This is a genomic window from Halomonas binhaiensis, assembly GCF_008329985.2.
Taxonomy (GTDB): domain Bacteria; phylum Pseudomonadota; class Gammaproteobacteria; order Pseudomonadales; family Halomonadaceae; genus Halomonas; species Halomonas binhaiensis.
Genome location: NZ_CP038437.2, coordinates 1,044,295 through 1,060,509 on the forward strand (window position 1 = coordinate 1,044,295; position 16,215 = coordinate 1,060,509).

The following is a 16,215-nucleotide window of genomic DNA, read 5'->3' on the forward strand; positions in this document are numbered from 1 at the left end:
AACAAGCTTCGATCGTAGGGATCTTGCCATGAAGTTGCGCCGCCGCCCGTTGTCTCAGCGCTCATCTGCTAACACCCGTTTTCGTCCGGCCATGCGCTATTGCGCCATCGTGCTGATCAATGCGCTGATCTGGCAGCCGGTCATCGTACTGGCCGAAGGGATCAAGGTGGCGCCTGGTAGTGGCAACACGCGAATGGATCGGGCGGGCAACGGCGTGCCGGTGGTCAATATCGCCACGCCCAATGGCAAAGGTGTCTCGCACAATACCTTCAGCGACTACAACGTGGACCGGCAGGGGCTCATCCTCAACAACGGCCGCGACAAGTTCACCGATACCCAACTGGGTGGCAAGATCCTCGGCAACCCCAACCTGCGCGATCGTGCTGCGCAATTGATCATCAATGAAGTCAACGGCGGCAGCCCCAGCCGCTTGAGAGGCTACACCGAAGTCGCGGGGCAAAGGGCCAATGTAGTGGTCGCCAACCCCTTTGGCATTACGTGCAACGGCTGCGGCTTCATCAACATGCCGCGGGCCACGTTGTCCACTGGCAAGCCAGTATTCAAGGACGGCGAACTCGACCATTTTGCCGTCGATCAGGGCCAGGTCGCCATTGAAGGCCTGGGCCTGGATGCCACCGAGGTCGATCGTTTCGACATCATCACTCGCGCTGCCAGGCTCAATGCCGAGGTGCATGCCAACGAGTTGAACGTCGTCACCGGAGCCAACGATGTCGATGCCGACAGCCTGGCGACTACCCGACGCAAAGGCACTGGCGAGAAACCGGAACTGGCGGTCGATTCATCGGCACTGGGCGGGATGTATGCCGGCAGCATTCGTCTGGTCGGTACCGAGGCCGGGGTCGGCGTCAAGATGGCTGGAGATATGGCGGCCAGTGGTGGCGATATCCGCATCGATGCCAATGGCCAACTGACAGTGACCAACGCCTCCAGTACCGGACGCATGGTAGCCAAGGCACGCAATGCCAGCCTGGAAGGCAATGTGCATGCCCGCGAGGCGGTGGATGTGCAGGCCCGGGATGACCTCAAGGTAGCGGGTGCGCTCACCAGTGCCGGGAATATCGACCTGCGCGCTGGGCAGCGCCTGTCCAATGCCGGACAGGTGGTAGCCGGTATCGAAAATGATACCCGTCGCGCCGCTGGCGATCTGAACATCCAGGCCGGCCAACTCGACAACCAGGGCCGACTGGATGCCACCCAGCACCTTGGCATTAACGTGAGCCAGGCGACGAACAGCGGCCAGATCGTAGCGCAAACGGTCAAGGTCGGTGCCGACCAACACCTGACCAACCGTGGCACGCTGGTGGGAGACAACGTTTCCCTGAACAGTGAAATCATCACCAACCAGGGCCAACAGGCCACCCTGGCTGGCACGTCTTCACTGGCACTCGATAGCCAGGAGCTCAACAACCTGGGCGGCACCGTGCAGTTTGCCCGGGGGCAGGATGTCAGCCTCGACCTGGCGCGCTTCGACAATAGCGGCGGCAGCCTGGTACTGGATGATGCCAACCTGTCCGGGCAGGTTAGCCAGTTGCACAACCGTGGCGGCACGCTGGGGGCCAATGTCATCGACCTGCAGGCAGACAGTGTCGATAACAGCGCAGGCGGGCGGATGGAAGCCAAAGCGCTGACTCTGAATACCACGGAAGCCGTCAACAATACCCGGGGCGCGCTTCAGGCAGTCAACAGGCTCACCCTCACGGCAGGTAGCCTGGACAACACGCAAGGCACCGTGTCGGGCAATGACGTCAACCTGACCACTGCCCAGACACTGACCAACCAGCGTGGTCTGATCAGTGCCAATGATGGCCGCCTGGATGTGGATGCGGGCAGTGCATTGAACAATCGAGCCGGAACCGTTCAGTCGGCTCAGGGCGACGTGGCCATCACCGCCGCCTCGCTGGATAACCGGGATGGCCAGGTGCTGGCGCAGCAGGTGATCACGGCTGATGTCAGCGGCAGGATCGATAACCGTGTCGATAGTGGCGAGGGTGGTTTCATCAATGCCCGCAATGTTCATCTGAGTGCGGGCGAACTGGACAATACCGAGAGTATCGTCAGTGCCAGTCGCGACCTGAGGCTGGATGTGTCCGGCAAGCTGGTCAATACCCGCGGTCATGCACAGGCCGGCCAGGCGCTGACCCTGAGTGCTGCCAGCCTGAACAATCGCCAGGGCACCTTGGCGGGCGATACCGTCAATGTCACGACCCGCAAGGACCTGAATAACCAAGGGGGACTGATCAGCGCCGAGGATGGTCTGCTGACGCTGAATACCGGCGGCGCGCTGAATAACCCTGCCGGCACTGTCCAGTCCCGCCAAGGCGACCTGCACCTCACCGCCACTCAGGTGGATAACCGCGATGGCCAACTGGTGGCACTGGGAGCCGCAACTGTCACGGCCTCGGGGGAGATCGACAACAGCACGCAGCAGCAGGACGCGTCGTCCGCACCCGCCCGCGATGATGTGATTCCTGGCGGCGCCATCAATGGTCAGCAGGTCACGGTGAATGCCGCACAGCTGACCAATACCGGGGGACTGGTTGATGGCGAGGGCGTGGAGCTGACCCTGGATCGCCTCGACAATGCGCAGGGCACCATCAGTGCCAAGCATGACCTGGCGTTGAACATGGCTGAGTGGCTGCATAACGACGGCGGGCGGCTACAGGTGATCGAAGGTGACCTGACCCTGACCGGCACGTCTTCTCAAAGTACCTCCCAAAAAGCCGCGCTCGATAACACCCAAGGGGTGATGGTGGCGCGCTATCTGAACCTGTATCAACTGGGCAGCGTCAACAACCGTCAGGGCCAGATCGTGGGCGACCGAGTCCACTTGCAGGCGGCCTCTCTGAGTAACCAGAAAGGCACGATCGCTGCGGGCGGCGAGCAGTTGGAAGATACGCTGACGGTGACACTCGGCGGCAAGCTGGATAACACCAACGGCACCCTGCAGGCGCTGCAGGGCACCACTCTCGCCGCTGGCAGCCTGGAGAATGCCGGGGGTGACATATCCGGGCGGGATGTTCGTCTGACGGTCTCCGCAGACGTACACAATAGCGCCGGAGGCGTGATCAGTGCCGAGCGCCACCTGACCGCCGATGTTGGCGAGCAACTGGATAATGCCAGTGGCTTCTTGCAGGCCTTGCAGGGCAACACGACCCTGACGGCCGGATCGCTCGATAACTCCAACGGTAAGGTGCTGGCACAGCAGGCGCTGGATGTCACCAGCGATGCCGAGTTGATCAATGCCGCAGGTACCCTGCTGGCCATGACCGGCGACATGGAGCTGACAGCGGGTCGTCTCGATAACCGCGAAGGCATGCTGGTGGCGGGGCAGGTGGATGACGATGGCCAGTTGAGCGCCACCCAGAACCTGACCGTGCAGCTTGGCAACGGCACTCTGGATAACCGCCGTGGTGGCCAGGTCATCGGTAATGACGTGACCCTGCGCCTGGCCCGGCTCAACAATGGCGATCAAGACACATCTGCCGGCCAGGGTGGTGTGGTGGGCGCCGATTCCGCGCTGAACCTGTACCTCAGCGAGTGGCTGCATAATCGCCAGGGGCGTCTGCAGGTGGTCGATGGTGCATTGACGGTTCACGGCGCTGGAGCGCAGCTCGACAACGCTCAGGGCACCATCGAGGCCCAACGCCTGACGCTAGGTGATACCGACAAGGCGCTGGGTGAGGTCAGCAACGCAGGCGGCGTCATGGCCGCTGACCGCATCACGCTGAATGTTGCCAACCTCGACAACACCCAGCAGGGCCTGATCGCCGCTGGGGCGGGCGGCTTGACGCTCCACCTGAGCGACACGCTTAACAACCAAGGCGGAAAGCTGCAGTCCGACGCCCAGGCCAGCCTGATGGCAGAGCGGATCAATAACCAGCAGGGTGGCGTGATCCTGGCGGACAACATCACCCTGAAAGCCGTGCGCCTGCTCAATCAGCAGGGCGTCATCCTGGGTGAGGGCCAACAAACGACCCTTAACCTGAGCGGCGCATCGACGTCTGATCCTGCACTGGATAATCAAGGCGGCACGATCGATATCAAAGACGGCAACCTGATCGTGAATGCTGGCTCAGGCCGCGTGGACAACCGTGGCGGTTGGCTTGGCGCCGACGCACTGACCATCGATGCGCAGCACCTGAACAATCAGGATGGCCAGGTGGTGACCACCCAGGGCGACATGCAGCTCACTGTCGACGAGCTGAATAACCGAGGCGGCACACTGCTTGCCCAAGGGGGATTCCTCGGCGCTGACTTCACCACCCTGCGCAACCAGGGCGGCACGCTGCAGGGCGACAGCATCGAGCTGAGCGGTCGTGCTCTGGAGAACGACGACAACGGTCAGATCACTGCACTGAAGGGTGATGCCACGCTGACCCTCAAGCAGAGGCTCAGTAATCTGGGCGGCAAGATCCTGGCGTTGGGCGAGCTTTTTGTCGGAGCATCAAAAGATGAGGCTCCCACCCCCGACATCAACAACAGCGAAGGCGGCCAACTGGCCGGGAATACCGTTATCCTGCGTGCTGGCACGCTCACCAACAGCGATGGCGGCATCATCGAAGCCAGCAAGAAGCTGGATATCTCAGCCGATAGCCTGACCAACACCGCGGGTTATATCAACAGCCTGGGCGGCGACAACAGCAGGATCATCGTCGACAACACCCTGAACAATGCCGGGGGTGCGATCGAGTTGGCCAGTCGCAATGCGCGGCTGGAGGCGAACGTCCTCGACAATCAGCAGGGCAGCGTAAAGCATGCCGGCGACGGCGTACTCGCGCTGATGACCGATCGCTTGAATAACAGCGGCGGAGAAGTGACTGGTACCGGTAGCGCCGCAATCACCCTGGACAAGCTCGCAGAGAGTTCAAGTCTTGGTAACTGGCAGTTCAATGATGCCCTGACACTCGCCCTGCAACAGGCCCTGGTTCTCAAGCAAGGCGAGCGCATTGCCACAGCCGGTGCGCTGACCTTGAATGCCCCGGGCCTGGAAAATGCCGGGGCCTTGCTGGCCAATGGTGATCTGACTCTGGGCATCCGGGGAGATGGCATCACCAATAGTGGACAGATTTCCAGCCAAGGCCAACTCGATATCACGGCCCCCAGGTTGACCAACACCGGGCGCATTGCCAGTGCTGAAACTTCCGCCTATCACCTGGCCGGCAAGCTGGATAACCAGGGGCGGCTGGTCAGTGGCGGCCATCTCGATATCGATGCTGCCAACCTCGACAACAACGGTACCCTGGGCAGCCAGAACAACCTGACGATTGACCTCACGAGTGGCGGCAACATCAACCAGTATGCCGACAGCCTGATGTTCGCCGGCGGTGATATGGCGCTATATGCCGATCGCCTGTTCAACCAGTACGGCGATATCTATGCCATGGGTGACCTGACCTTTGCCAAGGATGCAAAAGGTGACCGGGCTGCCAGCCTGGAGAATCGCTCCGGCACCATCGAAGCCGAAGGCAATATGACGCTGCTGGCCGAGAATATCCTCAATACTCGCGATGTGTTGACGGTAGAGGAACAGTCAGGGGATGGACAGACTATCGAGGCCGAAAAGACCTTGGTGAGGGGCTATGACATCAAGCATGGCACACAAAACTGTGACGGCTATGGTGGTGTTTCACCCTGCAAGGTGCCGAATGAAGAGAGGGATAGCTATCACTATACGGTGACGGTCGCAGAGCAGCGTGAATCGAAAATTACCGATAATTCTGATCAAGGCGTGATCGCGACAGGTGGTGACCTGTTGATGGAAGGGGAAGACATCACCAACGACAGCAGCTCGATGCTGGCCAATGGCAACGTGACGATCATTGCCGATAAGACCTTCACCAACAACAGTGCGCTGAATACCCAGACAGAGCAGGTCTCGATCTATGAGTTTGACCTGAGCAAGTATTCCATAGAGTGGGAAAACCAGGCCAGTAATGGTTGGGAGCCTGTTGTGGTGCCTAACGAACGCATTGCAGAGTTCGATCGTGAGGTGGCTGACTGGATCGCTCAGGGTGGAGTGAACGAGGAAGGCGAGGCTCTGCCCCTGCCGAAGCGCCTGAATGATGCTAATAAAACACAGGGCACCCCCCCTGTTGTCACGGTACTGGACGGCGGTGCCCATGCCATCGTGCAGGCCGGCAATAAGGTCACCATCAATGCGGGTAGCCGTATTCAAAACGGTGAAATCAACGAAAATACCCTTTCCCAAATCAATGGCCAATTGGGGGATATTTCTACAGTTGGCCCGGTCGACAATGTCTCTTTGACCCTCAACCGTCGTACGGACACCGCCGAGGCCATTCAGGCCAATAACGCCACTGGCGCGGAGCGTAGCAACGTCGATAAGGGTGGCCGCTTGACCGCATCAGGTCTGGATAACACCACGGCACAGGTCGACACGGCCAAGGGTGCCGACCCCGCGGCTCCTGCAGGCAATAGCATGCAGGCCACTGGCGATATTGAAGCACCGGATTATAGCGATGTAGCTTTCGAGCGGGTGTCTCCCACCGAGCAGGGCAGCTTCCGCTTGCCCAAGGGAGACTACGGGCTGTTCATTCACAATACCTCGCCGAACAGCCGCTACCTGATCGAGACCAACCCGGAATTCACCACGCTGGATGGCATTCTGGGTTCGGACTACCTGCTCGATAAATTGGGTTACAGCGATGACAACGCCTACCGCCTGCTGGGTGATGGCCGTTACGAGAGCCGCCTGATCCGTGATTCGGTGCTGAATACCACTGGCTCGCGCTATCTCGAAGCCGGGCTGGAGGATGACTACGCCCAGTACCGCTACCTGATGGACAACGCTATCGCCGCGCAGGACGCGCTGAACCTGCGGGTTGGTGTGGGCCTGACTCCGGCACAGACCGCTGCGCTGACCCATGACATCGTGTGGATGGAAGAACAGGTCATCAATGGTCAGAAGGTCCTCGCCCCGGTGCTGTACCTGGCTCAGTTGGATGACCGCAATGTGCGTGGTGGTAGCATCATCCAGGGTCGCGATGTCGAACTGATCAGTGGTGGCGATCTGGTCAATGTCGGCACGATTCGTGCCAGCAACGACATGTCCATCGACAGCGGTGGTTCTATCCTCCAGGGCGGCCTGATCGATGCCGGTAACAACCTTGATCTGCATGCCCGCGACGATATTCGTAATGCTCTAGCCGGTGAGATTCGTGGGGGTGATGTGCGCCTGCGCACGGACCTGGGCGATATCATCAACGATCGCCTGGCGGTCAATGCTGGTGTCGAGGACAACTACCGTACCTATCTTGATCAGGGCGGCCTGATCAGTGCCCGTGACAGCCTGACGATCGGTGCCGGACGCGATGTGATCAACCGTTCTGACCTGGTCAGTGGCGGGGATGCTCGTGTCAGCGCCGGTCGCGATGTGCGCTTCGAGGCGGTGGCGGATGTATCGCATGAGCAGGTCGGTGATGGCATCAATGCGATCTATCGTGACACAGTCACCCCGATCAGCAGCCAGTTGGTCAGCGGTGGCGATACTTCCGTAGCGGCGGGGCGTGATATTCAGTTCACCGCCAGTGATCTCCAGAGTGATGGCCAACTGGCCATGGCGGCGGGTCGCGATATCACCTTGGATGCGGCACAGAACAGCGCTGCTGTCGATGCACGCCGCCATTATTCCGAGCGTGTCGAGCAAGTGGGCACGACCTTGAGCGCCAACGACGATGTCACCCTGCAAGCGGGGAATAACGTGACCGCCGTGGCTGCCAAAGTCGATGCCGGGGGCAACCTGGCCGTGGCCGCAGGAAACGATATCACCCTGGTCTCCGCTGCTGACAGTACCGACGAAGCCTCAGCCACCGCCAGAAAGAAACGCGTAGACAGCCACACCCGCCAGCAGGGCACCGAGCTGACGGCGGGTGGCAATGCTAGCCTGGAAGCCGGGCATGATGTGACCATGGTGGCAAGCAAGGTGGCCGCCAACGACAGCGCCTATGTTTATGCCGGCAATGACGTGACCTTGGCGGCGGCCAACGATGAGGATTACTCCCTCTACAAGAAGCACTCCAGCGGTGGTGGCTTCTTCGGCAGCCAGAAGACCAAGCGTGATGAAGTCAGTGAGACTCGGGCGGTAGGCAGCGAGATCCGCGCCGGCGACGGCAACCTGATCATCGCCAGCGGCAACGACCAGACCTATCAAGGTGCGCGTCTGGAAGCCGGTAATGATCTGGTGCTGAACAGTGGCGGCGAGATCCATTTCGCGACCGCCAGTGACGTTCGCACGGAATCTCATACCAAGGACAAGAGCAGCTTTGCCTGGCAGTCCAACAAGGGCAAGGGCAGTACCGATGAAACCCTGCGCCAGAGCCAACTGGTGGCCCAGGGCGAGCGCATCATCCAGGCCGCCCAAGGTATTACCGTAGACCTGCCTGAAAATGGCGAAGTCACCCAGCAGAGCGTCAGCCGCACCATCGATGCCATGGTTCAGGCCGACCCCGAACTGGCCTGGCTCCAGGACATGGAGCAGCGTGGCGATATCGACTGGCGTCAGGTCAAGGAAACCCACGACAGCTGGAGTTACGACCACTCCGGCATGAGTGGTGCCGCCCAACTGGTGGTGGCCATCGTGGTGACCTACTTCACCGCCGGGGCGGCCAGTGGTGCCATTGTCGGTGCGACCGGTTCTGCTGCGGCGGGGGCAGCTGGTGGTGCTGTGGCGGGTGCTGTTGCCAGCAACGCAGCGGTCAGCACCATCAACAACGAAGGCAACCTGGGCAATGCCCTGGATGACACCTTCTCCAGCGATGCGGTTCGCGGCTACGCCGTGGCCGGGATTACCGCCGGGCTGACCGCGGGCTTCTACGACGGCTTGACCGGCACCGAAACCGGTACCAGCACGGCGCTTTCCAATAGCGGCAACGTCGCCACCAATGCCGGGCTGGATACCTGGCAGGGCGTGGGTCAGTTCACCGCCAACCAGGTCTTGCAGAACAGCACTTCCGCACTGCTCGACCAGGCCCTGGGGGGTGACGCCGACCTCGGCGTCGCCTTGCAGAACAGCCTGGCCAACGCCTTTGCGGCGGCAGGCTTCAACGCCATTGGCGACTTCACCCAAGGTAACGCCAACTTCAGCGAAGGCAGCCTGAGCAAAGCGGCCCTGCACGGGGTGATGGGAGGCCTGGCCGCAGAAGCCACCGGTGGCGACTTCAAGACCGGTGCTCTGGCCGCAGGCATCAACGAACTGCTGGTCGATAAGCTAGCCAACGAATACGCCGGCATGTCACCTGACAAGAAAGCTGGCCTGCTGGTGATGAACTCGCAACTGATCGGCGTGCTGGCTGGCGCCGCGACGGGCGGGGTTAACGATGCCGATAACTTGCAGACTGGAGCTCAGGTCGCGGCCAATGCGACGCAGTATAACTACCTGAGACATGATCAGGTGGACGCATATGCGAAAGAGCTGGAAGGGTGTGCTGAGCGGGGTGACTGTAAAGATGTACGTGATAAGTACATCGACATCAGCGAGAAGCAACAGCAAGAACTTGTATCGTACTGTGCTGTCGGTGCAGTTGCCTGTCAGACCAAACGTAGCCAATTGCTGGCCGATGAAGATAAGTTCTACTCGTCTCTAGAACGGCTCGACCAAGTTGCCGTGGGAGAGGCTTCCGAGACCCTGTCTTTGCTAGAATGCAGTATATTGACGCGGTTGCAGCAGGGGCAGAAGAAGAGGTTGTCCAAGACCTCATGGTCCATGCTGGTCTGGATCGAGAAGAGGCAAGCTATCTGAAGGATGTGGCCGTTGCTACTGTTGCAGCTTCCACATCATTGCTTGGTCCTAGGGGGGGAGCAACTCAAGCGGCTAACGTAGCAACGCAAAGGGACGTTAGTGATTATTTCCAGCAGAACCGGAAATACTGGTCTTCCGAGCCTCAAACTTATAGTGGAAATAAAGTCTATCAACGCAATGAATTAATTGATCCAAACCTAGTTAGTGAATGGACTATCAGAGGGAAGGTGGTACGAGGCACAAACTTGGAGCGAATGGCATCCGGACGAGCACCAATCGGTCATGATGGGAATTCCATTAATTTACACCATATGACGCAACGCCAAAGCGGTGCCATAGCTGAAATGACTCAGAGCTTTCATAAGGGCAATCATGGTGTTATTCATATAAACCCAAATACGATACCATCTGGTATCAATCGCGCAAAATTTAAGACATGGTCAAGAAATTACTGGAAAGATCGTGCGTCAAATTGGGGGAAGTGATATGAGACTTGATGATCTTGATCTGTTGATTGAAGAGTATAATGGTGATGCCGTTGAATTCGGAGATTCTAATTGTGATCTGTCTCCAACAGAAGAGAGAATCAGGGAAACCGAATGCCTCATCGGATGTAAACTCCCTCCAAGCTACTTATGGTTTGTTAAAAAATATGGTGGAGGGGAAGTCTATGGAGAGGAAATATATTCTATATACCCTGTACTCTCCGAACAGTCCATAGGTGATGTGTCCTACCAGACAAAATGGTCCCGAGATAGAGGGCTCGTAGAAAACTCTGATGTGGTTATCTGCTCTAATGACTTTGGAGAAACATTTGTCTTAGATTCTGCTTCTCCAGGTGAGGACGGAGAATATCCAGTTTATTTGAAGGCTGGTGCGAGTAAGAAGGAATATGCAACGAGCTTTGGTGAATTCTTGTATAAGAGGATTTCTAATCCGGAAGGGTGATGGTCTCGCTGTGCTGTCCCGTCCACGGACGTCCAGATGAGCACGCTAACGAATTCCTGTTGAAAATCCCGTCATTTTTCTTCTGAGCAGTGCCAAAATCTCCTTCGCTGTATTGAAAGTGAAGGAGGTTTTATGTACACGATTAAATATTGATCAAACCATGCATTTTATCACCTGTCGTATACGGAAAGTGCACGCTAAGCGTGGACAGCAGGACCTGCCTTTTCTCTCTATTTTCTAGTGATGGTTTTTTGCTATTCGGCTTGCCTGTGGCGGAAATCACCAGCCATTGATCCTGCCATTCCAAATGCTGATCCACTGCGGCGAATTGGTGGGTTTTTCCCTACCTTCCCATCTTTCTGCTGGTGTAAATCCATCAAGATGTTGATGTGGTCTGGCGTGGTTATACCAGCCACGAAACTCGCTCATCATGTGCTGAAGATTGGCACCATCGACAGGAATAACCGTATCAAGGTGCTGCTTGAGGGTGCCGAAAAAGCGTTCGATTCTTTCATTCTGCCAAGGGCAGTGCGGCGCGATGGTCTGCAAGCGAACATCGAGAAGCGACAGGCTTGCCTTGATCAATATGGCGTTGAAGCACGCTTCATTATCGACCCGTATCCGTTGTGGTAATCCAAAACGGCGGTTTCCAACAGCGGTAATGTTGTCACCAATGCCGGGCTGGACACCTGGCAGGGCGTGGGTCAGTTCACCGCCAACCAGGTCTTGCAGAACAGCACTTCCGCACTGCTCGACCAGGCCCTGGGGGGCGACGCCGACCTCGGCGATGCCTTGCAGAACAGCCTGGCCAACGCCTTTGCGGCGGCAGGCTTCAACGCCATTGGCGACTTCACCCAAGACAGCGTCAACTTCAGCGAAGGCAGCCTGAGCAAAGCGGCCCTGCACGGGGTGATGGGAGGCCTGGCCGCAGAAGCCACCGGTGGCGACTTCAAGACCGGTGCTCTGGCCGCAGGCATCAACGAACTGCTGGTCGATAAGCTGGCCAACGAATACGCCGGCATGTCACCTGACAAGAAAGCTGGCCTGCTGGTGATGAACTCGCAGCTGATCGGCGTACTCGCCGCCGCCGCGACGGGCGGGGTTAACGATGCCGATAACCTGCAGGTCGGTGCCAAGGTGGCCGCGGATTCCACACAGTACAACTATCTGTCACATGAGCAGGAGGTTCAGCGGGATCGCGAGCGGGATGAATGTCGTGGATTTGAGTGTGTCAAGGTTGAAGGTAAGTGGGCCTTGATCGACTCTGGGCAGGACGCAGCTCTAGCATCAGGGGTAATGGCTGGCGTTCCAATATCCATGGCAGAGACGGTCGAAGACCTCTTTGTGCTGTTTGATGGTGACACCTACACCGCGCTAGGCCAGTTGTTGGAACAGGATAATGTGCTGGCCACGCTGGGCAGTGCCGTTGTTCAAGACTATCGCCAGCGCCTTGAAAACATTCATCAAGAGTACCAACGCGCTGGAGCCAGTGGTGCCTTTAACGCCGGTCTTGAGGTAGGTAAGCTGGCAACAGAGCTGGTGTCCTCGGTTGGTAAAGCCCCCGTGATGGTCATGACCACGGCAAAACGGGCTGGGAACCTAGCCGATAGCGTAGCGGATGCAAGTAAGGTAATACCTGATGGTGCACATGCTGGAGGGTTGCCTGAAGGCTCCATCGAGCTGCGCCCTGGAGTAAGTGCCCAGGTCAATGCGCCAAAGGGGTACAAAGTTTACCAATCCCCAGATGGTGATCGGTACTACGTATCGCCCACGGGTGAGACCTATAGTAGCCTGGGGGATATTCCGCGAGGAGGGACGTCTACAGATGTCACTAATGCTCCCACTAGGGCAGGCAATGTAGAAGAAGGAGAAGTTGGGCCTTATGGCGACCTTGCGTCTAGGAGTGTTAAGGATGGTATGACACCTGACCATATCCCTTCATTTGCAGCTACTAAGCAGGCAGTTTCCGATGCAGAGCTGGATTTGTCAGATGCTCAACTGAGGGCGCTCAAGAACAACACAAACTGCGTTGTCGTGAGAACCTGTGATCATCAGTCGTTTTCTAGGACTTATGGCGGAAGAAATAGTCAAACCCAGATCCAGACAGATGCTCAAGATTTGTATAAAGCTGCAGAAGCTGATCTTGATACATGGGAACCGGTCTGGCGTAAAAATGGCTGGTCTGATGCTGACATAGCCAATGCACGCAGGAAGGTGCATGAATATAACAAGCAAACCTTTGAAGAATTGGGAATAGATTATGGATCCGATTGATCTCTTTGAAAAAGATATAATGGAAATTCTCAGTGAACTGAGAGAAAGTGGAGGAGTCGTTGAATATTCTCAAGTCGAGGGGGATGAGTTTTTAAAATTCCCGGAAAACGGTTTCTATCTGCATTCAAAAAATGGAACAGGAAAAATATCCGATTGCCGGATTTACTTTGAAGGACGAGATGAATATTTTCCTGCAAAAATATCAACTCGAGGTGAATTTGGTGAGCTCTCTACCCTTGACGACTTTGAGGCTAAGCTTGGCTCTCCGATAAAGGAAGTAAGAGCTGTTAAGATTCCTGGTGCGTCGCCGACTTTGCCAGGTAAGGTTTTCGAGTATGATGGCAAGAAAATAACTGTCTATTCATCTGATGGCAGCTCAGTTTCTTACATTCATATTAAGCAGATCTGACCCTGAGTTGTCACGCCCCTCGCGCCACGATATAGGGTGCTTGGAATTCTGTGCCAGCATCCCACCCACACTAGCAGGCTAACGTTTTTTTGATGAAAAACACCTCACTTTCTCTTGAAGCTTTGCCGAAACCTCCTTCGCTGTATGGACAGCGTGGGAGGTTGACGTATTGGAGTGGTTGGTGGCTAATCAAGTTATCCCGTTCACTGTCCACGCTAGCAGACTAACGACCGCCTGGCTCTTTAACAAATTCTTCTGACTGATCCTCAACAGCGGCGGTGAGATCTACTTCGCCAACGCCAGCGACCTGATCACAGAATCCCACACCCAGGACAAGAGCAGCTTTGCCTGGCAGTCCAACAAGGGCAAGGGCAGCACCGACGAGACCCTGCGCCAGAACCAACTGGTGGCCCAGGGCGAACGCATCATCCAGGCCGCCCAAGGGATTACCGTCGATCTGCCCCAGAATGGCGAAGTCACCCAGCAGAGCGTCAGCCGCACCATCGATGCCATGGTTCAGGCCGATCCCGAACTGGCCTGGCTCCAGGACATGGAGCAGCGTGGCGATATCGACTGGCGTCAGGTCAAGGAAACCCACGACAGCTGGAGTTACGACCACTCCGGCATGAGTGGTGCCGCCCAACTGGTGGTGGCCATCGTGGTGACCTACTTCACCGCCGGGGCGGCCAGTGGTGCCATTGCCGGTGCGACCGGTTCCGCTGCGGCGGGGGCAGCTGGTGGTGCTGTGGCGGGTGCTGTTGCCAGCAATGCAGCGGTCAGCACCATCAACAACGAAGGCAACCTGGGCAATGCCCTGGATGACACCTTCTCCAGCGATGCGGTTCGCGGCTACGCCGTGGCCGGGATTACCGCCGGGCTGACCGCAGGCTTCTATGATGGTTTGATCGGTACCGAAACCGGTACCAGCACGGCGGTTTCCAACAGCGGTAATGTTGTCACCAATGCCGGGCTGGATACCTGGCAGGGCGTGGGTCAGTTCACCGCCAACCAGGTCTTGCAGAACAGCACTTCCGCACTGCTCGACCAGGCCTTGGGGGGTGACGCCGACCTTGGCGACGCCTTGCAGAACAGCCTGGCCAATGCCTTTGCGGCGGCAGGCTTCAACGCCATCGGCGACTTCACCCAAGACAGCGTCAACTTCAGCGAAGGCAGCCTGAGCAAAGCGGCCCTGCACGGGGTGATGGGAGGCCTGGCCGCAGAAGCCACCGGTGGCGACTTCAAGACCGGTGCTCTGGCCGCAGGCATCAACGAACTGCTGGTCGATAAGCTAGCCAACGAATACGCCGGCATGTCACCTGACAAGAAAGCTGGCCTGCTGGTGATGAACTCGCAGCTGATTGGCGTGCTGGCTGCTGCTGCAACTGGTGGGGTTAACGATGCCGATAACCTGCAGGTCGGAGCTCAGGTCGCCGCCAATGCGACGCAGTATAACTACCTGAGACATGATCAGGTGGACGCATATGCGAAAGAGCTGGAAGGGTGTGCTGAGCGGGGTGACTGTAAAGATGTACGTGATAAGTACATCGACATCAGCGAGAAGCAACAGCAAGAACTTGTATCGTACTGTGCTGCCGGTGCAGTTGCCTGTCAGACCAAACGTAGCCAATTGCTGGCCGATGAAGATAAGTTCTACTCGTCTCTAGAACGGCTCGACCAAGTTGCCGTGGGAGAGGCTTCCCGAGACCCTGTCTTTGCTAGAATGCAGTATATTGACGCGGTTGCAGCAGGGGCAGAAGAAGAGGTTGTCCAAGACCTCATGGTCCATGCTGGTCTGGATCGAGAAGAGGCAAGCTATCTGAAGGATGTGGCCGTTGCTACTGTTGCAGCTTCCACATCATTGCTTGGTCCTCGGAGAGGTGCGTCGCAAACAGATAGTTCCTCAACTAGAACTCTGACTGCAGCAGAAATTTCTGGAGCCCAGTTACCGGGCTTGCCAAATGGGTATCATTATAGGGTCACTGGTAGTGAAGTTCAGGTCGTTCGTAGCCCGGGTCAAGCTGGTAACTTGCCACAAATGCACTTGGAAGGAGGCAAGCTTGTGCCTGGCCCCAAGCCAGGGGTAATTCGCAGTACTGCAACTAGGTCCGCGTTTCTCCGAAGCTTGGCTGACAGTGATAAGATTCCATCAAATATTCGGCCTTGGCTTGAACGAGGAGAGGTCCCTCCTGGGTATGCAGTACACCATAATAAAGCGCTTTTTGATGGTGGTACGGACACCGTAGACAATATGGTTCTACAAGGAGTTGACTTGCACAAAGCTACTCACCGTTTTTATAGGCCAGGTGGGAAGGTGCCTTCAATCAACCCGCCGCCTACTAACCCTTATTGATGGAAGTGTGATGGAAACCAATACGACTATTGTTCAGTGGCTAAATTTGGTCCATTCCTCTCCAACGTTTGTTATCAGAGTTGGGGGGAGTAATGAGAATGCGACAGTGGAATGCCTCAACGTGGTCCCTAAGGATGATGGTGAATATTGGATGTCTGGCACTACTATCTTAAAGAATGGTGCTGAAATCCCCTCTGTTTTTAGAATTGATACAAACACTGGCGGCACCTTAGCGGGAGCATATTGGTGGATTAAAGAAAAATGGTGGGACTTTCAGAATCAACCCGACGTTTTTAAAGAATTAGGCGTCGAAAAGTCTGAAATATTTCCTTTTGACTGGAGATGTGTTGTCGATCTTGAAGAAGATATTTACCACCCGTGATGGTGACCCGTCCACAGGTGTCCACGCTATCAGGCTAACGATCTTTCACTAAAAACATCGCCATTTCCCCCATG

Annotated in this window: 8 protein-coding genes; 7 read left to right on the forward strand and 1 reads right to left on the reverse strand. The window is 57.0% G+C overall.

The window, feature by feature from the left end:
• Window positions 1–28 precede the first annotated feature (28 nt).
• The 3 genes from E4T21_RS04570 to E4T21_RS04580 are packed head-to-tail and all read left to right on the forward strand — an operon-like array spanning window position 29 to window position 10,726.
• Window positions 29–9,778 (forward strand): two-partner secretion domain-containing protein, encoded by a 9,750-nt coding sequence (locus tag E4T21_RS04570; RefSeq protein ID WP_205423452.1) that lies wholly within the window; start codon window positions 29–31, stop codon window positions 9,776–9,778.
• On the forward strand, window positions 9,736–10,263 hold the full coding sequence (locus E4T21_RS04575; protein ID WP_205423453.1) for an HNH/ENDO VII family nuclease: 528 nt from the start codon (window positions 9,736–9,738) through the stop codon (window positions 10,261–10,263). The genes E4T21_RS04570 and E4T21_RS04575 overlap by 43 nt, the downstream gene beginning before the upstream one ends.
• A gap of 1 nt (window position 10,264) precedes the next feature.
• Window positions 10,265–10,726, forward strand: coding sequence for an SMI1/KNR4 family protein (locus tag E4T21_RS04580; RefSeq protein WP_149283912.1), 462 nt, complete (start codon window positions 10,265–10,267; stop codon window positions 10,724–10,726).
• Between the two features lie 279 nt (window positions 10,727–11,005).
• On the opposite strand, the gene E4T21_RS21425 is transcribed toward E4T21_RS04580, so the two are convergent.
• Window positions 11,006–11,311 carry a transposase gene (locus E4T21_RS21425; protein ID WP_240349289.1) on the reverse strand — a complete coding sequence of 102 codons (306 nt, stop codon included), beginning with the start codon at window positions 11,309–11,311 and terminating at the stop codon, window positions 11,006–11,008.
• 114 nt (window positions 11,312–11,425) lie between these two features.
• Here E4T21_RS21425 and E4T21_RS04590 point away from each other — a divergent pair, with 114 nt between their 5' ends.
• The 4 genes from E4T21_RS04590 to E4T21_RS04605 all read left to right on the forward strand — a co-directional run bounded on the left by E4T21_RS04590 (window position 11,426) and on the right by E4T21_RS04605 (window position 16,141).
• A complete protein-coding gene (locus E4T21_RS04590; RefSeq protein WP_240349290.1) occupies window positions 11,426–13,000 on the forward strand; it encodes a DUF637 domain-containing protein in 1,575 nt (524 codons plus the stop codon).
• Window positions 12,987–13,409 (forward strand): hypothetical protein, encoded by a 423-nt coding sequence (locus tag E4T21_RS04595; protein WP_149283915.1) that lies wholly within the window; start codon window positions 12,987–12,989, stop codon window positions 13,407–13,409. The genes E4T21_RS04590 and E4T21_RS04595 overlap by 14 nt, the downstream gene beginning before the upstream one ends.
• A gap of 406 nt (window positions 13,410–13,815) precedes the next feature.
• Window positions 13,816–15,759, forward strand: a complete 1,944-nt coding sequence (locus tag E4T21_RS04600; protein ID WP_205423454.1) for a DUF637 domain-containing protein — start codon at window positions 13,816–13,818, stop codon at window positions 15,757–15,759.
• Window positions 15,760–15,769: 10 nt separating this feature from the next.
• The gene (locus E4T21_RS04605; protein ID WP_149283917.1) at window positions 15,770–16,141 is read left to right on the forward strand and encodes an immunoglobulin domain-containing protein; all 372 of its coding nucleotides are present in this window, start codon (window positions 15,770–15,772) and stop codon (window positions 16,139–16,141) included.
• Window positions 16,142–16,215: the final 74 nt, after the last annotated feature.

Bases quoted from the DNA above. Each gene is read 5' to 3' on its own strand.
- E4T21_RS04575 (WP_205423453.1), top strand. From the start codon at position 9,736: ATGGTCCATGCTGGTCTGGATCGAGAAGAGGCAAGCTATCTGAAGGAT.
- E4T21_RS04570 (WP_205423452.1), top strand. From the start codon at position 29: ATGAAGTTGCGCCGCCGCCCGTTGTCTCAGCGCTCATCTGCTAACACC.
- E4T21_RS04605 (WP_149283917.1), top strand. From the start codon at position 15,770: ATGGAAACCAATACGACTATTGTTCAGTGGCTAAATTTGGTCCATTCC.
- E4T21_RS04580 (WP_149283912.1), top strand. From the start codon at position 10,265: ATGAGACTTGATGATCTTGATCTGTTGATTGAAGAGTATAATGGTGAT.
- E4T21_RS04595 (WP_149283915.1), top strand. From the start codon at position 12,987: ATGGATCCGATTGATCTCTTTGAAAAAGATATAATGGAAATTCTCAGT.